Annotated in this window: 14 protein-coding genes; 5 read left to right on the forward strand and 9 right to left on the reverse strand. The window is 59.3% G+C overall.

Features of this window, described 5'->3' with window-relative positions; all coding sequences use genetic code 11:
* Positions 1–21: 21 nt before the first annotated feature.
* On the reverse strand, positions 22–942 hold the full coding sequence (gene ldtB, locus ACW9E7_RS05410) for a L,D-transpeptidase (RefSeq protein ID WP_023335026.1): 921 nt from the start codon (positions 940–942) through the stop codon (positions 22–24).
* Between the two features lie 222 nt (positions 943–1164).
* Between ldtB and ACW9E7_RS05415 the strand changes: the two genes are divergently transcribed.
* Positions 1165–2760 (forward strand): ABC-F family ATPase, encoded by a 1596-nt coding sequence (locus tag ACW9E7_RS05415; RefSeq protein ID WP_008501187.1) that lies wholly within the window; start codon positions 1165–1167, stop codon positions 2758–2760.
* Between the two features lie 83 nt (positions 2761–2843).
* Here the strand turns inward: ACW9E7_RS05415 and ACW9E7_RS05420 are convergent, their stop codons facing one another.
* Together ACW9E7_RS05420 and ACW9E7_RS05425 are read right to left on the reverse strand one after the other, a co-directional pair.
* The gene (locus ACW9E7_RS05420) at positions 2844–5207 is read right to left on the reverse strand and encodes a glycoside hydrolase family 31 protein (protein WP_458727368.1); all 2364 of its coding nucleotides are present in this window, start codon (positions 5205–5207) and stop codon (positions 2844–2846) included.
* A 17-nt stretch (positions 5208–5224) separates the two neighbouring features.
* Positions 5225–6526, reverse strand: coding sequence for an MFS transporter (locus ACW9E7_RS05425; RefSeq protein WP_127730155.1), 1302 nt, complete (start codon positions 6524–6526; stop codon positions 5225–5227).
* 288 nt (positions 6527–6814) lie between these two features.
* Here ACW9E7_RS05425 and ACW9E7_RS05430 point away from each other — a divergent pair, with 288 nt between their 5' ends.
* Positions 6815–7888, forward strand: a complete 1074-nt coding sequence (locus ACW9E7_RS05430; RefSeq protein WP_458727369.1) for a LacI family DNA-binding transcriptional regulator — start codon at positions 6815–6817, stop codon at positions 7886–7888.
* Here the strand turns inward: ACW9E7_RS05430 and ACW9E7_RS05435 are convergent.
* The 4 genes from ACW9E7_RS05435 to ACW9E7_RS05450 form a co-directional block, all read right to left on the reverse strand.
* Positions 7885–9141, reverse strand: coding sequence for a DUF1479 domain-containing protein (locus tag ACW9E7_RS05435; RefSeq protein WP_248173125.1), 1257 nt, complete (start codon positions 9139–9141; stop codon positions 7885–7887). The two genes, ACW9E7_RS05430 and ACW9E7_RS05435, sit on opposite strands and share 4 nt — an antisense overlap.
* Positions 9142–9291: 150 nt before the next feature.
* Entirely contained in the window at positions 9292–10107 is an 816-nt protein-coding gene (locus ACW9E7_RS05440) for a Cof-type HAD-IIB family hydrolase (protein WP_458727370.1), read from the reverse strand.
* A gap of 193 nt (positions 10108–10300) precedes the next feature.
* Complete coding sequence (locus ACW9E7_RS05445) at positions 10301–12733, reverse strand: formate C-acetyltransferase/glycerol dehydratase family glycyl radical enzyme (protein ID WP_133294057.1); 2433 nt, start codon at positions 12731–12733, stop codon at positions 10301–10303.
* Between the two features lie 4 nt (positions 12734–12737).
* Positions 12738–13637 carry a glycyl-radical enzyme activating protein gene (locus ACW9E7_RS05450; protein ID WP_458727371.1) on the reverse strand — a complete coding sequence of 300 codons (900 nt, stop codon included), beginning with the start codon at positions 13635–13637 and terminating at the stop codon, positions 12738–12740.
* A 128-nt stretch (positions 13638–13765) separates the two neighbouring features.
* On the opposite strand from ACW9E7_RS05450, the gene fsa reads away from it, so the two are divergent.
* Positions 13766–14428: a fructose-6-phosphate aldolase gene (gene fsa, locus ACW9E7_RS05455; RefSeq protein ID WP_458727372.1), complete on the forward strand. Its 663-nt coding sequence runs from the start codon at positions 13766–13768 to the stop codon at positions 14426–14428.
* 89 nt (positions 14429–14517) lie between these two features.
* Here fsa and moeB read toward each other — a convergent pair whose 3' ends face one another.
* Together moeB and moeA are read right to left on the reverse strand one after the other, a co-directional pair.
* The gene (gene moeB, locus ACW9E7_RS05460) at positions 14518–15270 is read right to left on the reverse strand and encodes a molybdopterin-synthase adenylyltransferase MoeB (RefSeq protein ID WP_143344865.1); all 753 of its coding nucleotides are present in this window, start codon (positions 15268–15270) and stop codon (positions 14518–14520) included.
* 1 nt (position 15271) lies between these two features.
* Positions 15272–16504, reverse strand: coding sequence for a molybdopterin molybdotransferase MoeA (gene moeA / locus ACW9E7_RS05465; protein ID WP_458727373.1), 1233 nt, complete (start codon positions 16502–16504; stop codon positions 15272–15274).
* A gap of 187 nt (positions 16505–16691) precedes the next feature.
* Between moeA and iaaA the strand changes: the two genes are divergently transcribed.
* Positions 16692–17630, forward strand: coding sequence for a beta-aspartyl-peptidase (iaaA, locus tag ACW9E7_RS05470; RefSeq protein ID WP_115876043.1), 939 nt, complete (start codon positions 16692–16694; stop codon positions 17628–17630).
* An 11-nt stretch (positions 17631–17641) separates the two neighbouring features.
* Positions 17642–19513, forward strand: a complete 1872-nt coding sequence (gene gsiA / locus ACW9E7_RS05475) for a glutathione ABC transporter ATP-binding protein GsiA (protein ID WP_458727374.1) — start codon at positions 17642–17644, stop codon at positions 19511–19513.
* Positions 19514–19536: the final 23 nt, after the last annotated feature.

A 19536-nucleotide genomic window follows, 5' to 3' on the forward strand; every position in this document is an offset into this window, starting at 1 on the left:
CGCTTTTTTAATGCTTCTCTATCAGTTCAAACGCACCGGCATACCGGAGCGGTTCTGAACGGCCTGGTCAACAATCGCCGTTTCTACGTCAGGCTGAGAAGTCACCGCCTGTACCGCGCTGTTCAGCGTAACAGGGACGACTTCGTTGTTGTTGATCTGGTCTTCGCTGGTGGACAGCGGGTTGTGCACTTCGATGTAGCGGCTGCCGTCTGGCTCAGAGGTCGCTTTCACCGGTTCGTTGATGAACTGCACGCGCGTACCGACCGGCACGTTTTCGAACAGGAATTTAATGTCATCGTTACGCAGGCGCACGCAGCCGTGGCTCACGCGCAGGCCGATACCGAAGTTGGCGTTAGTACCGTGGATAGCGTACAGGCGACCAATGTACAGGGCATACAGACCCATCGGGTTATCCGGGCCTGCCGGTACTACGGCTGGCAGCGGTTCGCCCGCAGCGATGTATTCCGCGTGCATTTTGGCAGTCGGCGTCCAGGTTGGGCCCGCTTTCTTACGCTCGACTTTCGTGGTCCAGTTCATCGGGGTGTCTTTACCCAGCTGGCCGATACCGATTGGCAGCACGATAACGGTGTTGGTGCCTTTCGGGTAGTAATACAGACGCATTTCGGCACTGTTAATCACGATACCTTCATGAACGGTATCCGGCAGGATCAGCTGCTGAGGAATATTCAGCACGGTACCCGCTTTTGGCAGATACGGGTCAACGCCCGGGTTTGCTTCCAGCATGTTAGACAGGCCCAGCTGGTACTGCGCCGCGAAATACTCCAGCGGCTGAGAGTTACCTTCTGGTACCGTCACAACCTGGTTCTGGCCTACCAGACGGCTACCGTCTGTTGGCAGGGGATACGTCACCGCAGACGCGGTCTTACAAAAACCTACTACGGCTAACGCCGCCGCAAAAAGCGTTGTTAATTTCATGTTCATGTTGTGCGAGGTATCTAAGCCATTCTGGCGATGAGTTGATAAGTCTGAATCTGTGATGGGAGCGCATTATATGTGCATTCCCGCTAACAGGGAATTCAGATGTGTACGAAATCACATTTTTTTCGATTTTGTTAAAGTTTAGTGGATTGCCGCAACACGGGATCTCAATTCGGAATTGTGGCATAATGCCATGTTTATCACACTTTTCGCAGGAATCTCCCCGTGTTAGTTACCAGCAACGTCACTATGCAGTTTGGCAGTAAGCCGCTGTTCGAAAACATTTCCGTCAAATTTGGCGGCGGCAACCGTTACGGCCTGATTGGTGCCAACGGTAGCGGAAAATCCACCTTTATGAAGATCCTCGGCGGCGATCTGGAGCCGACCCTCGGCAACGTCTCGCTCGACCCTAACGAGCGTATCGGTAAGCTGCGTCAGGATCAGTTCGCCTTCGAAGAGTTCACCGTGCTCGACACCGTGATCATGGGGCACGCGGAGCTGTGGGAAGTGAAGCAGGAGCGCGATCGCATTTACGCGCTGGCCGAAATGAGCGAAGAAGATGGCTATAAGGTGGCCGATCTGGAAACGCAGTACGGCGAGATGGACGGTTACTCTGCGGAAGCGCGCGCGGGCGAGCTGCTGCTGGGCGTGGGGATCCCTGTTGAACAACATTACGGCCCGATGAGCGAAGTCGCGCCAGGCTGGAAGCTGCGTGTGCTGCTGGCACAGGCGCTGTTCTCTAACCCGGACATCCTGCTGCTCGACGAACCGACGAACAACCTGGACATCGACACCATCCGCTGGCTGGAGCAGACGCTGAACGATCGCGACAGCACCATGATCATCATCTCGCACGACCGTCACTTCCTGAATATGGTCTGTACGCACATGGCGGATCTGGACTACGGCGAGCTGCGCGTGTATCCGGGCAACTACGACGAGTACATGACGGCGGCCACCCAGGCGCGTGAACGTCTGCTGGCGGACAACGCCAAGAAGAAAGCGCAGATTGCCGACCTGCAGTCCTTCGTCAGCCGCTTCAGCGCTAACGCCTCTAAATCGCGTCAGGCGACCTCGCGCGCCCGTCAGATTGATAAAATCAAGCTGGAAGAGGTTAAAGCCTCCAGCCGTCAAAACCCGTTCATCCGCTTCGAGCAGGACAAGAAGCTGTTCCGTAACGCGCTGGAAGTGGAAGCTCTTACCAAAGGCTTCGATGAAGGCCCGCTGTTTAAAAACTTCAACCTGCTGCTGGAAGTGGGCGAGAAGATTGCCATTCTGGGCGCCAACGGCGTGGGTAAGTCCACCATGCTGAAAACCCTGGTCGGCGAACTGCAGCCGGACAACGGTACCGTGAAATGGTCCGAAAACGCGCAGATTGGTTACTACGCGCAGGACCATGAATATGAGTTCGAGAATGACCTGACCGTCTTCGACTGGATGAGCCAGTGGAAGCAGGAAGGCGACGACGAGCAGGCGGTGCGCAGCATTCTGGGTCGTCTGCTGTTCAGCCAGGACGACATCAAGAAGCCGGCTAAAGTGCTTTCCGGTGGCGAGAAGGGACGCATGCTGTTCGGCAAGCTGATGATGGAAAAACCAAACATCCTGGTGATGGACGAACCGACTAACCACCTGGATATGGAATCGATCGAATCCCTGAACATGGCGCTGGAGATGTATCAGGGCACCCTGATCTTCGTCTCTCACGACCGTGAGTTCGTCAGCTCCCTGGCGACCCGCGTGATCGAAATTACGCCAGAGCGCGTGGTGGACTTCACCGGTAACTACGAAGATTACCTGCGCAGCAAAGGTATCGACGGCTAAAAAAAAGCCCTGTGGCGCTTCGCTTACCGGGCCGACGGGTGACTTTGTAGGCCGGGTAAGGCGAAGCCGCCACCCGGCAATCTTCAGAGCACCCACTCACTCCTTTCAACCCCGTTCACCCGCAGCGTACGTTTCTCCCCCGCCGGTAACGACACTTTCAGCGCTTTCCACGCTGGACGATAATCCCCGCGCGCGTTCACCTTCAGGTTGATGGTTGCGCCGTCGCACACCATCTCCCAATCCACCCACAGCGCATTGCCGTTCTGGTAGCCCCAGCTTTCACCGTCGTCTTCAAACAGCAGCCCGGAGGTTGTGCCGACGCCTTTCACCGGGAACAGCTTCAGCTCGCGTGCCGTATCTTTTTCGGCACTCACATGCGTGATGCGCTCGCTCAGCGGCAGACCGGCTCCGGCGCGCACCAGCAGCGGCAGTTTTTCCAGCGGCGCATCGAGGACGATGGATTGCCCGCCTGCATACCACGCGTGGGTGTAAAAATCGTACCAGCCTGTTTCGTTATCCGGCAGCCAGACCCTGCGCTCGCGCTGTCCGGCCTCAACGACGCTGGCGACCAGCAGGTCGCGGCCCAGCAGGAAGTCGTCGCACTCTTCGAAAGTCTGCGCGTCGCGCTCGTGGTCGAGGAAGGTCGGGCGCAGCATCGGCTCGTCGTCGGCGTGCGCCTGCCAGAGCAGGGTGTAAAGATACGGCAGCAGGCGGTAGCGCAGCTCAATCGCGCCGCGAATGGCAGGCGTGACGCCCGGATACATCCACGGCTCGTTGACGGTGTGGTCATCGTTCCACGAGTGAATGGTAAAGCGCGGGTGCATCACGCCGTTCTGCACCCAGCGCACGAACAGCTCGGCGTCCGGCTTGTCGCCGGAGAAACCGCCGACGTCGTGGCCGACGTTGAACAGCCCGGACAGGCTCATGCCCAGCCCCATGCGGATGTTATAGCGCAGCGTGTCCCAGCTGGTGCGGTTGTCGCCGCTCCAGGTCTGAACGTAGCGCTGCATCCCGGCGCATCCGGAGCGGGAGATGAGGTAAGGGCGTTTTTCTGGCGCAAAGCGCTGCTGTGCTTCCAGCGAGGCGCGCATCATCAGCAGCGGCATGACCGGGCGAATATGCTTGATGGCGATCTCCTTGCCGAAGCCAAAGCAGCGGGCTTCTCCGTCCCACACTTCATATTCGTTGTTGTCGTTCCAGGTAGAGTCGATGCCCATCTCCAGCAGTTGCGTAGTGACGCCGTTCTGCCACCACTGCACCGTCTGCGGGTTGGTAAAGTCAAGGTGCGAGCCTTCGTCATCCCAGAAGCTGGAGCGTTCGGGTGCATCGGTTTCCGAATCGCGAATGAACAGGCCGCTCTCCGCCACTTCGTTGTAGCGCGGATGGTCCTGCAGCAGGCACGGCTTGATGTTAGCCGCAAGCTTCAGTCCCGCGTCGTGGAACGCCTGGCTCATTACCTTCGGCTGCGGCACCTTGTCGTAGTTCCAGTTGAAGACGTAGCGCTTGCCGTTGATGGAGGTATAGCCGGAGGAGAGCTGGAACGAGTCGCACGGAATGGCGTGCTCTTCGCACAGGCGGATGAAGTTCATCAGCTGGTTTTGCGCGTCCGGCGCGTCGGTGTAGTGCATGGTCGAACCGCTGTAGCCCAGGCTCCATTTCGGTCCGAACAGCGTTTTCCCGGTGAGGCGAACAAAGGCTTTGGTAACGTCCAGCACGCGTTTGCCGGTAAAAATGTAGTAGTCGATATCGCCCGCTTCCGCCTGCCAGCGGCGATAGGCGGTATGGTAGTTGTCGATCTCGTTGCCCAAATCCAGCCAGCAGCTGCTCAGGTTGTCGTAGAACAGGCCGTAGCTCACGTCGTCGCGGCGGGTGATAGTGAAAGGAATATGCTTGTAGAGCGGGTCGGTGCTGGCGGCGTTATAGCCCATGGCGTCGAGGTTGCGCATCTCATAGCGTTTACCGTTGCGCTGCAGATCGCCCGCTTTCTCGCCCAGTCCGTAGAAGCGCTCGTCCTTACGGCGGCTCAGATAGTGCGCCACGCCGTCGCCGTGGGCGTTCAGCAGGTAGGCGCTGGTGGGGCGGTCGTTGACCAGCGGCTGCCACTCGCCCGCGTCATTGCGATAGTGCCACTCCAGCCACAGCGGCTGGTGCACGGTGACGCGCAGCTGTTCGGTTGCCACGGTTAACGTGTCGTCCTGCTGCGTCAGCGCCCAGGTCGGGCAGGTGAAGCCGCTGATATCGTCACGACGGCGCCCTTCCCACGGCACGTCTTTTTCCGGCGCGATGCTCCAGGTGCGGTCCAGCGCCAGCTCGCCTTTGCGTTTGATCAGCACGCGGAACAGGTTCTCTTCCAGCACATACAGGCACAGGCGGTGCTGGTTATCGACCAGCAGTTCCAGATGGTTTGCCGACTGCGTATCCAGGGTCCAGTTTTTCAGGGTTTTCATATGCAATACATCCACTATCAGGCGCGCTTGGCGCGACGTTCAGCAATAAATGCTACCAGGAAGACGGCGCCAATCAGGTCAAAGAAGCCCATGGCGATAAAGAGCGGGTTAAAGCCGATTTTGTCGGCGGTCACACCGATTAACAGGGAGAACAGGAAGCTGGCGATCCACGCCGCCGAGCCGCGCATGCCGTTGACGGTCGCCATCTGACCTTTGTCGAACGACTCCACGACCAGGGCGCTCAGCATGCAGGAAATAATCTGGTGCCCGAAACCGCCGATGGAGATCAGCACGATGGTGATATACGGGTCGCGGGTAATGGCCACGATCGCCAGAGAGATCATCAGGAACGCGCCCGTCACGGAGCTGGCGACGACCGAGTTAACGCGTGAGCAGCCGAACATGCGGGTGTACAGACGCGTCAGGTAGCCGCTCGCCACGCTGCCGAGGTCGGCGGCGAGGAACGGCAGCCAGGCAAACATCGCAATCTGCTTCAGGTCCATGCCGTGCTCTTTGGCGAGGTACAGCGGTACCCAGAAGCTCAGCACCGCCCAGGCCGGTTCCGCCATAAAGGCCGGGATGGCGATACCGTAGAAGCGTTTGTTTTTCGAGACGGTTTTCAGCGCGGTAAGGAAGGGCAGCTTCACCGCAGGCGGTTCGTTGTCCTGCTTGATAAACGCCAGCTCGTCCTTGCTCAGGTTCGGGTGCTGCTCCGGGTTGTGGTAGAACGCCCACCACAGGATCACCCACAGCAGCGCCAGCACGCCGGTAAACATAAACGCGCCCTGCCAGCCAAACGAGGCGTGAGCAAAGTAGATGATAGGCGGAGCCAGCATCGCGCCGATGGAGAAGCCCACGCCCGCCCAGCCGGCAGCAACGGGACGCTCTGATTTCGGGAACCATTCGCCGATGGTTTTGGCGTTCGCCGGGGTAGCGGCGGCCTCAGAGGCACCCATAAAGAAGCGCAGAATGGCCAGGTGCAGCCAGCTTCCGGCACCCGCGTGGAAAATACACATCAGAGCCCAGATCCCGGCGCAGACCATAAAGCCAATCTTCAGGCCAATGACGTCAATCAGCCAGCCGCACAGGGGCTGGAAAATGGTGTAGGCGATCTGGAAAGCTCCTACGATCCAGGAGTACTGCTCGGTGGTGATCCCGAGGCTCTCTTTCAGTTCCGGGGCGAGGATCCCGAGCGAGTTTCGGGTGATGTAGTTAACGGTAACGCCAAGTAAGAACAGCACCAGCACGTACCAGCGCAGGTTCTTGATGACGCGACGGGTTTTGCTTGTCGCAACGGTGTTATTGATGTCCTGACTCATTTTACTCTCCACAAGACGGACGGTAAGGGGACGGAGGTTCAGGTGTCACACGGATTTTTATGACTTTGATTTTTATCCGTTTAAAATTCTTAATCTGGTATACAACTAGTATGGAAGTTGTGTGACAAGTTCACCTTAAGGAAGAAAATGAGTGGGCAAAAGTGGATTTTGTGCAAAATTTCTCATAACTGACGAAAAGCCTCTGGCAAGATGGTATTTATGTCAGTTATTGCCTGACGAATACGCTATGAAAATTTTTTCATTTCGCAAATGGAGCCAGATCACAAAATGGACAAAAGGCTAAAAATCACCGAAATCGCGGCCCGCACGCAGCTCTCGATCAGCACCGTGTCGCGGGTGCTGGCGGGAAAAGCGAATACCAGCGAAAAGGCGCGCGCAAAGGTGCTGGCGTGCGCGCGGGAGCTAGGGGTGATGGAGGCTATGGCGGCGGGACGATTGCTGCTCAATAGCCTGATGGTTTTTGCCCCTCAGCGTGCGTTCGACGAGCGGTCCGACATCTTTTACTACCGTGTGATCCAGAGCGTGAGTAAAGGCCTTGCATCCCACGATGTGCGCCTGCGCTACTGCGCGCTGGAAGAGAACGATAGCGATGCCCAGCTGTTTCTGGCGCGCATGAACGAGGCGGATACCCAGGCGGCAATCCTTCTTGGCATCGACGACCCGCATATCCACGATCTGGCTGTGGATGTCGGCAAACCCTGCATGCTGATTAACTGCCGTGACCGCCACATGCGCCTGCCTGCCGTCGCGCCGGATCATCGCGCCATTGGCGAGCGGGCGGCGGAATATCTGTTTGAGATGGGACACCGTGAGGTAATGAGCGTGCTGTGCCTGCGCCGCTATACCATGGAGCTTCGCCTGGCGGGGATCCGCGACGCGTGGCAGTCTCACAACCTGAAATTCAGCGACAAGCGCGATCTGCTGGTGGTCCCCAGCTTCAGCGCACGCGAAAGTGAACAGGTAGTCAGCAGCTGGCTCAGCGAAATGCAGGGCAAGGATTTGCCAACCGCATTTTTGGTTGGCGGCGATTTTATGGCGGCGGGCACCATCAGCGCATTGCAAAAAAGAGGATTGCGCGTGCCGCAGGACGTGTCGGTGATGAGCATTGACGGGTTTAACCTGGCGGCAATCCAGGATGTTCCATTAACGGCCGTGCACGTTCCCCGCGATGAGCTGGGAACGGAAGCGGTTTATATGCTCCAGCAGCGGCTCATGCGCCCGGACGCGCCGGTGGGGACGTTACTGCTTAACGGCACGCTGGCCGTGCGGGAATCGGTACGGCGGATACGTCAGGGGAAACGACGCACCGCCGTTGAGCGGGAAGGTTTGTATGACAGTTAAACCATGCCCAGCGCGCGCTTGCCGTGGATGTTGAGATCGTTCACGGTAAAGCGGTCCTGCCAGCTCTTTTCATAATCTTCGCGCGGGAAATCTCCCGGTGACGCGCCGGTTTTAAGCGCTTCCTTGACCTTTTTGGCGTACGCGAGGTTCTTCTCGCACATCGGCGCGGCAGGAATGTACATCACGTTGCCCCAGCCCTGCTGATTTTCCACCGGCGCGACGGAGTGGATCACATCGCAGTGCCACCACACGGAATCGCCCGCGTCGAGTGCCGGAATGCTGCTTAATGCTTCGATGAGCAGCGGGTGCCACTTCTCGGAAACCGGCAGCACGCGCCCCGGCGCCACGCCGCACAGCTCGTCTTCCGGCACGTCGTCCAGCAGCGGACGCAGCAGAATGTACGCCATCGCTTCCGGGATTGGCACCACGTGCAGCAGCCCCTGACCGGGGATCATGTCCGACAGCGCCGTCCAGCCCTGGAAGGTGCGGAATACCGAGCATTTGGTGGTGTTATCGACGGTATACTCTTCCACTTCGGTACGGTGCGCGGCGTTCCACGGATCGTATTTCTCGACGTTGCCGTCAAACACGCGGGCAAAGACCTGCTGATAGGCCGGCAGCAGCCAGCGCTCCAGCGCGCCGGAGTCGGTATGGGCGCCGAGTCCTTTCGAGGTGGTTCCCGGCGGACGGCGGCGAATACGGTCCGGATAAATCACGCTCACGTCCGGGTCGAACCACTGCTTGCCGTTGCTCTCGAACGTCCATAAACGGTTCAGGAACGACTGCACCTGCGCCATCTCTTCGCTCTGACGCGCCTGCATTTGCGCCTGCGACCAGTAGATCGGGTAAATCTCCGGACGGGAGGCCGTTAAGGTGCCGAAGAAGTTATCGCCAGGCCCTTTGTACACTTCGTCAAACTTGTTCAGATCGAGGTAGTCGAGCATCGACTGATCCCACGCCAGCGCCTGCTCGCGGGGGAAGTGACCTTTAATCACCGCGCAGCCGCGGCGTTTAACGGCTTCGCGCTGTGCGTTGGTAATCGTGCCGTTTTTCACATCCGCAAACGGAATCACCGGCCAGACGGATTCGCCTTTGTTCTTAAGAGCGTTGATTTCCGCCACGCGGGTGGCAATTTTATCGCTGAGCTTATTGAACACCGCCTGCACGTCGCCGATCTGCGCGCGCAGCTCACGTTTCAACTGACGGATTGCCGCTTTGTGATCCGCCGGTAAAGTTTCACTGGTAAAGGTCATAACTGCCTCACATCTTTCATTCGAAAGTAAAAGTGTCTACAAGTGATACTTTAAGTTAAAATTAAGTTAATGCAAGTTTAAAAACTTGACGCAAGCCACAGGACGGGAAAAGAGTCAGGCTGCCGGAGCAAGGCTCCGGCGAGGAGAAGATCAGGCGTCGAACGGGGAATGGTTGTCGAGCACGGCCTGAATGACGTTCAGCGCGCCCTGATGGTTGTTGTCGTCGGTGCTGTAGCGGCTGATTTCTTTGATGCTTTCCGCCGCGTTACCCATCGCAAAGGAATATTTTACCAGCTTCAGCATCTCGGCATCATTGCCGCTGTCGCCAATGGCCACGCACTCCTGAGGGGAGATTTTCCAGCGCTTCAGCAGACGGCTGATGCCGTTGGCTTTGTGCAGGCCGGGGATAATCAAATCGACAAACCCAAAGCCGCTGGTGACCGGCTTCATGATGCCGTCCAGGGAGACGTGCAGCTTATCCACCAGCGTCGGAATATCGCTGTCCGGCAGGTTCAGGGAGAACTTAAACAGCACGTCGTCAATGTCGCGGTAATCGCTGATGCGCTTTAAGCGGTGGTAGTGCTTTGACATCAGCGCCACAAAGGCGTCCGGGGCTTTGTCGCTGACGTAGGCGCTCTCCAGCCCGCAGGCCACGAAGTTCAGGCCTTTGTCTTTCAGCAGTTCGCCAATCACGATCTGCGATTCATGGCGGGTCAGCTCGCCGTGAAAAATCTGTTCTCCGCGGTCGAACACCAGCGCGCCGTTTTCCGCCACGAAGGAGATCCGATCTTTTAGCTCTGGAAAGAAGGAGATGAGCTGGTAATACTGGTTGCCGCTGGCGACAACGAATTCAATATCGCGGGCTTTAAGCTGTTCAAACTGTGCCTCGAAGCGGTCACGATCGTACTGCTTGGCATCATCAAGGAAAGTTCCGTCCATATCGGTGACGATAACTTTAACGGTCATACTGTGCTCCTGGGTCACTGCGTTTTGAAACATTCTAATAACAAGGTGACGGGGAGCACAAATTTAATTTCATTCGAAAGTAAAAACGAAACGGCAATCGAGGTTGCCGTTTTTAGTGTTTTCTCCCTCTCCCCGTGGGAGAGGGTCGGGGTGAGGGCATCAGCGTGCGCTTTTCCCCTGAGGGGATGCACCGTTACAGCGTATGCTCAGTACGGGCAATAATATCGTCCTGCGCATCCGGCGACAGGGCGGTGAAGAACGCCGAGTAACCCGCGACGCGCACCACCAGGTCACGATACTGGTCAGGGTGTTTCTTCGCCTCCAGCAGCGTTTCGCGGGAGACAATGTTGTACTGAATATGCCAGCCCTTATGCACCTCGAAGAAGGTCCGCAGCAGCACCATCAGCTTCTGGCGATCGCTGTCGTTTTCCAGCGTTGACGGATTCAGCTTCTGGTTCAGCAGCACGCCGCCGAGAATCGCTTCCGTCGGCAGTTTGCCCACCGAGCCAATTACCGCCGTCGGGCCAAGGTGGTCGGTACCGGAAGCCGGGCTAGCCCCTTCCGCCAGCGGCGTGTGTGCCTTACGTCCGTCCGGCGTTGCCATCGTCGCCGCGCCAAACGGCACGTTTGCGGAGATGGACGACGTGCCCGCGTAGTAGTTACCGCCAATCGGGCCGCGGCCGTAGCGAGGGTTGTGGTACTGCTTAAGCTCTTCAATGTAGGTCTGATAAGCACGGGTCAGCAGCATATCCACGCTGTCATCGTCGTTACCGTACTTCGGCGCGCCGTTAATCAGACGTTGACGCAGCTGCTCGTGAGTCAGCCCGTCGAAGTCATCCGCCAGCGCCGCCGCCAGCTGCTGTTGGCCGATAGTGCCCTGTTCGAACACCAGCTTTTTCACCGCTGCCAGGCTGTTGCCGAGATTGGCGATACCCACCTGCAGGCCGGATACCCAGTCATACTTCGCGCCGCCCTGCTTGATGCTTTTCGCGCGCTCGATGCAGTCGTCCACCAGCGCCGAGCAGAGAATATCGTGGACGTTCTCTTCCAGCATGGTGTCCACCACGTACTCAATCTCAATGGACTTGCGGGTGTAGTAGCGGATCTGGCTATCCCACGCCGCCATCACCTCCTCGAAATTATCGAAGTTACCTGCAGAGAGCGCTTTCTCCTGCGGCAGGAATACCTTGCCGCTGGTGGCGTCGCGGCCGCCTTCCAGCGCGGCCAGCATCACGCGGGCGAAGTTGATGAAGCTCATGCCGGTGCAGCGATAGCCCCACTTGCCGCCCACTGCGGTTTCGATACAGCCAATGGCCGCGTAGTCGTAGGCGTCGTCGCGCTCAACGCCGAGCTTGATGAATTCCGGAATGACGATTTCATCGTTGTTGAACGCCGGCATCCCGAAGCCGCAGCGGATCACCTGCACGCACGCATCGAGGAAGTCGTTGCTCATGCCCGCGTGATAGCGCACGCTCAGGTTCGGCTGGGTGGAGCGCAGGCGACCGCAGGACTCCAGGATCGCGTAGGAGAGCGGGTTCACCGCGTCCATCGGCTCACCGTTGACCAGCTTCTGGCCGCCGATGGTGACGTTCTGGTACAGCGGGCTACCGGCAGAGGCTTTGGAGTGCGAGCCAGATCGGATCTTGTTCACTTCCAGCAGCTTCAGCCAGCAGCTGTGCAGCAGCTCAATGGCGTGCTCGCGGTCGAGACTCTGGTTCAGCTCCACGTCGCGGCGGTAGTACGGATAGAGATACTGGTCCATACGCGCAAAGGAAACGGAGTGGCCGTTGGACTCAATCTGCAGGATCAGCTGAATGAAGTAGCACAGCTGCAGCGCCTGCCAGAAGGTTTTCGGCGGCTCGTGGGCAATCACGTCGCAGTTTTCCGCCATTGCCAGCAGCTCGTCGCGGCGGCTTACGCGGGTTTCGGTCGCGGCCATTTCGCGCGCCAGGTCGGCAAAACGTTTGATGTGCAGGCTTACCGCTTCCAGCACGATATCGATCGCCTTCAGGAACTGATCGCCGTGCAGGTCTTCCAGCACCGTCAGGTTGATGCGCGAGCGGCGTTCGGCCACTTTGGCGCGCAGGCCGTCGAGACCTTTCTCCAGCACCAGCGGGAAGTTCACCGCCAGGTGCGCGTCGCCTGAGGTCATGTTGCCTTCGGCTTTGATGATGCCGGTTTCCAGCAGGCCTTTCTGCTCGTCGGTGAACATGCCGTAGCAGCGATCCTGCACCGTCTGGCCGCGCCACCAAGGGCAGATCTCGTGCAGCACACGCTTGTTCTGTTCGCTCACCGCAAAGCCCGCGCCCGGGCGGTCTGCCAGGTCGTCGATCTCTTTCTCAATCCAGGAGACGGTGTATTCCGGGAAGATCGGCGCGGCGCGCACCTCGCTTGCCTGGTTACCGATAATCAGCTCGTCGTGTTTGATCCAGATGGTACGTTCGGCCAGGTGATGCGCCAGCGCCAGAGCGCGACGCACCGGGATCGGCTTGTCCATGTGCTGCTGGTACATTTCGGTGTAATGCTGCGCGCGCTCGGTACAGACTGGCGGCTTGACGATATGCACCAGGGCCGTTTTGTGCGCCTTAATGCGTTCGCTGAGGGTATTGAGATTCAGAGTGGTCATAAGTTTATCCTCGTAAGGTCGCGGTTAACCCTTTCTGGCGGGCGTACTGCTGCGCAAAGTCCAGCAGAGCAGGGTTATCCAGCGGTTTGTCAGGGGCAGAGTAGGGTTGGCCGAGCAGGGTGTATTTGTTCATGCCCAGCGTGTGATACGGCAGAAAATGAATATCGTCGACGCCGAGTTCATCGGCAGCGAAGTTGGTGATGGCGGTTATGGAGGCTTCATCTGCGTTGAAGCCCTGGATGAGCGGTACGCGGATGGTGATGTTTTTCCCTGCGGCGGCCAGGCGTTTTAGGTTATCCAGGATGCGCTTAGCCGAACCGTCCGTCCACTGCTTGAAAAGGTCACCGTCGACATGCTTCAGGTCTGCGAGGAACAGATCGACGTACGGTAATGACGGCTCGATATAGTGCCACGGCACGTGAAGGCAGGTTTCGACGGCGGTGTGGATCCCCTGGTCAAGGCTGGCTTTAAACAGGGCCTGCGCCAGATCCGGGTTCATAAACGGCTCGCCGCCGGAGAGGGTGATCCCGCCACCGCTGCGGTCGTAGAAGGGCTTGTCGCGCAGTACGGTCGCCATGATCTCCTCGACATGCTGTTCTTCGCCACAGACGGTCAGCGCCTGCGTCGGGCAGCAGTCGGTGAGGGCGTTAAGCTTCTCTTCACTCAGCTTTTCGCGGTGGATGATCGGGCCATTCAGCGCGCGTTCGATGCAGCCCGGCGCTGCCTGCTGGCACAGGTCGCAGCCGTCCAGGCACAGACGTGCATCAAACAGCACGTCCCGGCTGCGGGAGCGGCTTTCCGGGTTCTGGCACCAGCGACAGCCCAGCGAGCAGCCTTTCAGGAACACCACGGTACGAATACCGGGGCCGTCGTGGGTAGAGTAACGCTGAATATTGAAGATCATGTTTTTGCCTCTCATCTTGCATATGAAGATTAAATTACTTTCGAATGAAAGTTATCTTGATGCAGGTCAACTCTTCAGCAGGTTTTGTCGTGATAGGGTAAGTGCAGGCTAATTTTGAGGGTGACATCATGGAACTTTATCTCGACACATCTGACGTTGCGGCAGTCAAAAAGCTGGCGCGTATCTTCCCGCTGGCGGGCGTGACCACCAATCCAAGCATCGTAGCTGCCGGTAAAACGCCGGTCGATGAACTGCTGCCCGCGCTGCACGACGCGCTTGGTGGTAAAGGTCGTCTGTTCGCACAGGTGATGGCGACCTCCGCCGAAGGGATGGTGGAAGACGCGCGTAAGCTTCGCGCCATCATTAACGATCTGGTGGTGAAAGTGCCGGTAACCGCAGAAGGGCTGGCGGCGATCAAGATGCTAAAAGCGGAAGGGATCCCGACGCTGGGCACGGCGGTATACGGTGCTGCGCAGGGGATGTTGTCCGCGCTGGCGGGGGCGGAGTATGTGGCCCCTTACGTTAACCGCATGGACGCGCAGGGCGGGGACGGGATTCAGACCGTAACTGAGCTGCAACAGCTGCTGACGCTGCACGCGCCGCAGTCAAAGGTGCTGGCCGCGAGCTTTAAAACCCCGCGTCAGGCGCTGGACTGCCTGCTGGCAGGGTGCAAGTCCATCACGCTGCCGCTGGACGTGGCGCAGCAGTTTATTGCCTCTCCTGCGGTAGAGGCTGCAATTGTGAAGTTTGAGCAGGACTGGCTGGGGGCGTTTGGCAGGACGTCGATTTGACGGGGGCGGCCTGATGCCCTCACCCCAACCCTCTCCCACAGGGAGAGGGAGCAAACACTAAAACGGCAACCTGAAGGTTGCCGTTTGCTTTAACCTCCGCACACCTCACACCCCGGGTTACGCATCAGCTTCATCTCGCGGAACTGGCAGGTTATCGCGTCATACATCACGATTTTCCCCGCTGCCGGCGTGCCGTAATTCGCCAGCACCTTGATCGCTTCCATTGCCTGCAATGAGCCAATCACGCCGACGAGCGGCGCCATCACGCCCGCCTCAACGCAGGTCAGCGCATTCTCGCCAAACAGACGGCTCAGGCAGCGGTAGCAGGGTTCACCCTCGGCGTACGTGAAGACGCTGATTTGCCCCTCCATGCGGATAGCCGCGCCGGAAACCAGCGGCGTTTTATGGGCAAAACAGCCCGCGTTGAGCTGGTTACGGACGGTGACGTTATCGGTGCAGTCCAGGACCAGATCGTGCCGGGAAATCTGCGCGGAGAGCGCGTCGTCATCCAGCATTGCGTCAATCAGCGTGAACCGAACGTGGGGGTTGATGCGCGCCAGCGCAGCCCTTGCGGATTCCACTTTCGGCTGGCCCACCGTCGCGTCGCTGTGCAGCGTCTGGCGCTGCAGGTTGGACACCGACACGGTATCGAAATCCAGCAGCGTCATCCTGCCCACGCCCGCCGCGGCAAGGTATTGCGCGGCGGCGCAGCCCAGCCCGCCCAGCCCGACGACCAGCACGTTTGCCGCCTTGAGCGCTTCCTGGCCTTCGAAGTCAAACCCGCGCAGCACAATCTGGCGGTTGTAGCGCATCATCTCCGGGTCGCTCAGCTCCACCGTCATATCAGCCTCCGAACAGGTGGTTAAAGCGCTCTATCTCAACCCATTCGCCGGCTTCCACGTTGCCGCGCTCGCGCTCCAGCACGATAAAGCAGTTGCCCTGGCTGAAGGAGCTGAAAATGTGTGAGCCCTGGTGCCCGGTGGTACTCACTTCGAGCTCGCCGTCCGCGCTGCGCGCCAGAATACCGCGCTGGAAATCGAGGCGGCCCGGTGATTTTTTCAGGCACGTGGCGGCACGCACGCGCTGGCGTTCAGGCAGCGGGCTGGCGCTGTTGCCGGAAAGCTTCGCCAGCAGCGGGATCGCCAGCTGGTAGAAGGTGAGTGCCGCCGAGACCGGATTACCCGGCAGGCCACAGAACCAGCTGTGTGGAAGCTTGCCAAACGCGAACGGCTTGCCCGGCTTGATCGCCAGCTTCCAGAAGGCGATTTCGCCCAGCTCTTCAAGAAGGGTTTTGGTGTAATCCGCTTCGCCCACGGAGACGCCGCCGGAGCTGATGACCACGTCGGCGGATTTATCCGCCTCGATAAACGCCGCGCGCAGTTTTTCCGGGTCGTCTGGAATGATGCCGAGGTTAATCACCTCGCAGCCCAGTTGCTCCAGCATCAGGTGTACCGCCAGGCGGTTGGTGTCGTAAATCTGGCCGTCCTGCAGCGGCTGGCCCGGAAGCTGCAGCTCGTCGCCGGTGGAGAAGACGGCGACGCGCACTTTGCGGATAACGTCGACTTCCGCGATGCCGAGCGAGGCCAGCACCGGCAGTTCACCTACCGTCAGCTTCTGTCCGGCGGCAAAGACCGTTGCGCCAAGGGTGATATCTTCACCCGTGCGGCGGATGTTCTGGCCCGCTTTAACGTTCGCGGTAAAACGCACGCCGTCGTCGGTCTGTTCGGTCTCTTCCTGCATCACCACGGCGTCGCAGCCGGCCGGAACCGGCGCGCCGGTCATGATGCGCACGCAGGTGCCCGCAGGCCATTCACCGCTAAACGGTTGACCCGCAAAGGCTTTGCCCGCCACCAGCAGGGCGTTACCCGTCTCGAGATCCGCCAGGCGTACCGCGTAACCGTCCATCGCTGAGTTATCAAACCCCGGCACGTTAAGCGGAGAGACGATATCGCGCGCGGCAATACGGCCAAAACAGCGCACGAGGGGCAGCGTCTCTACGTCATGCAGCGGGGAAACTCGGTCAAGCATCTGCGTGAGTGCCGTCTCAAGCGGCATCAGTCCGGCGGTAAAATCCATGGTGGGCTCCTGCGGAGTAACAACGAAAGCGTCCATTATGGCAGAAAAGTGCGGCTAACTGTATGACCGAAGGGTGCACGCTTTACATCACTGTTACGTCTTTCTATATTCAAAAATCATCTGAAGTTTCGTCGACGATAATGATATTTATAGAAAAAGCCGCAAAACAGGCTAACGGGTGATGCGAATGGTTAATGCGGTAATCGCAATTCATGGTGGCGCCGGGGCAATCACCCGAGCACAGCTCAGTCCCGAGCAGGAAAAGCGCTACATCGACGCGCTGTACGCCATTGTGGAAACGGGCCAGAGAATGCTGGAAGCGGGCGAAAGCGCGCTGGACGTGGTCACCGAGGCGGTGCGCCTGCTGGAAGAGTGCCCGTTATTTAATGCGGGGATCGGTTCGGTCTTTACCCGGAATGAAACGCACGAGCTGGATGCCTGCGTGATGGACGGTATTACCCTGAAAGCGGGCGCCGTGGCGGGCGTCAGTCACCTGCGTAATCCGGTGCTGGCGGCGCGTCTGGTGATGGAAGAGAGTCCGCACGTGCTGCTGACGGGGGCCGGGGCGGAGACCTTTGCCTTCGAACACGGGATGGAGCCGGTATCGCCCGATCTGTTTTCAACGGAAGCGCGCTATCAGCAGTTACTGGAAGCTCGTTCGGCGGGCATGACGCAGCTTGACCATACTGCGCCGCTGGATGAGCGCAGCAAAATGGGCACGGTCGGCGCGGTGGCGCTCGATAAAGCCGGCAACCTCGCGGCGGCGACGTCAACGGGTGGGATGACCAACAAGCTGCCTGGACGCGTCGGCGACAGCCCGCTGCCGGGCGCCGGCTGCTATGCCAATAACGCGACGGCGGCGGTGTCGTGTACCGGCACCGGGGAAGTTTTTATTCGCGCCCTCGCGGCCTACGACATTACCGCGCTGATGGATTACGGCGGCTTAAGCCTGAGCGAGGCCTGCGAGCGCGTGGTGATGGAAAAACTGCCTGCCCTGGGCGGCGTCGGCGGACTCATTGCGGTGGATCGTGAGGGCAACGTGGCCCTGCCGTTCAACAGCGAAGGCATGTATCGCGCCTGGGGCTATGCCGGCGATGAGCCGAGCACGGGGATCTATCGTGAATAAGGGGGCAGCGCGTGCCGCACAGTGAAGAGCTGGACAACCGCGAAGTATTGGCTGTCCATCAGCTGAATATTGCGTTTCAGGAAGAGCGGCAGTTCTTCCCCGCAGTACAGAATTTATCGTTCACGCTCAGGCGCGGCGAGACGCTGGCGATTGTTGGCGAATCCGGTTCCGGGAAATCGGTTACCGCGCTGGCGCTGATGCGCCTGCTGGAACAGACGGGCGGGCAAATCAGCAGCGAGAAAATGCTCCTGCGCCGCCGTAACCGGCAGGTCATTGATTTAAATGAGCTGAGCGGTGCGCAGATGCAGGGCGTGCGCGGGGCGGATATTGCCATGATTTTCCAGGAACCGATGACCTCTCTGAACCCGGTGTTCCCGGTCGGGGAGCAAATTGCCGAGTCCATCCGCCTGCATCAGGGGCTGAGCGGCGATGAAGCGCTCAAAGAGGCCCGACGGATGCTTGAGCTGGTGCGCATTCCGGAGGCGCAGGCCATTCTGGGCCGCTATCCGCATCAGCTTTCCGGCGGCATGCGCCAGCGGGTAATGATTGCCATGGCGCTCTCCTGCCGTCCGGCGGTGCTCATTGCCGACGAGCCGACAACGGCGCTGGACGTGACCATTCAGGCGCAGATCCTGCAGCTCATCAACGTGCTGCAGCAGGAGATGGAGATGGGGGTGATCTTTATCACCCACGATATGGGCGTGGTTGCCGATATCGCCGATCGCGTACTGGTGATGCACAAGGGCAGCGCGGTGGAAACCGGCCCGGTTGAGCAGATTTTTCACGCGCCGGTTCATCCTTACACCAAAGCGCTGCTGGCGGCGGTCCCGCGACTGGGGGCGATGAACGGCAGCGATCTGCCGCGCCGTTTCCCGCTGATTTCCCTTGAAGCGTCCGAGCCGCACGAAGATGAGCGCGAGCAGGATACCGTGGTGCCGGGCAAACCCATTCTGGAAGTGCGCAATCTGGTTACCCGGTTTCCGCTGCGCAGCGGCGTACTGAACCGCGTGAAGCGCGAAGTGCACGCGGTGGAAAACGTCAGCTTCGATCTCTGGCCGGGCGAAACGCTGGCGCTGGTGGGGGAGTCCGGCTGCGGTAAATCCACCACCGGGCGCGCGTTGCTCCGGCTGGTGGAATCACAGGAAGGCAGCATTACCTTTAACGGCGAGCGCATTGATACCCTTCCGGACAGCAGGCTGCAGGCGGTGCGGCGGGATATCCAGTTTATTTTCCAGGATCCGTACGCCTCCCTCGATCCGCGCCATACGGTGGGGTATTCGATCATGGAGCCGCTGCGGGTGCATAACTTGCTCGACGGCGAAGCGGCCCAGCGCCGCGTGGCCTGGCTGCTGGAGCGCGTCGGCCTGAAGCCGGAGCACGCCTGGCGTTATCCGCACGAGTTTTCCGGCGGACAGCGACAGCGTATCTGCATCGCCCGCGCGCTGGCGCTGAACCCGAAAGTGGTGATTGCGGATGAATCCGTCTCTGCGCTGGATGTCTCTATCCGGGCGCAAATCATCAATTTGCTGCTTGATTTACAGCGGGATATGGGTATCGCCTTCCTGTTTATCTCGCACGACATGGCGGTGGTCGAGCGCATCAGCCATCGCGTGGCGGTAATGTTTATGGGGCAGATCGTGGAGATTGGGCCGCGAAGGGCAGTGTTCGAGAACCCGCAGCACCCGTACACCCGCAAGCTTATTGCGGCGGTTCCGGTTGCCGATCCCGCGCATCGTCACGGCCAGCGCGTGCTGCTGCAGGATGATATGCCGGGCAATATTCATAAACTCGGCGAGGCCGTGGAGCGCGTGACGCTTCGCGAGGTCGAGCCGGGTCATTTCGTCGCTCCCCCGCGTCAGGACAATGCTTTTTCGCGGTTATAACTTACAACAGGCAGGAGAACACA

The sequence above is a fragment of the Enterobacter sp. H2G27 genome, assembly GCF_054403075.1.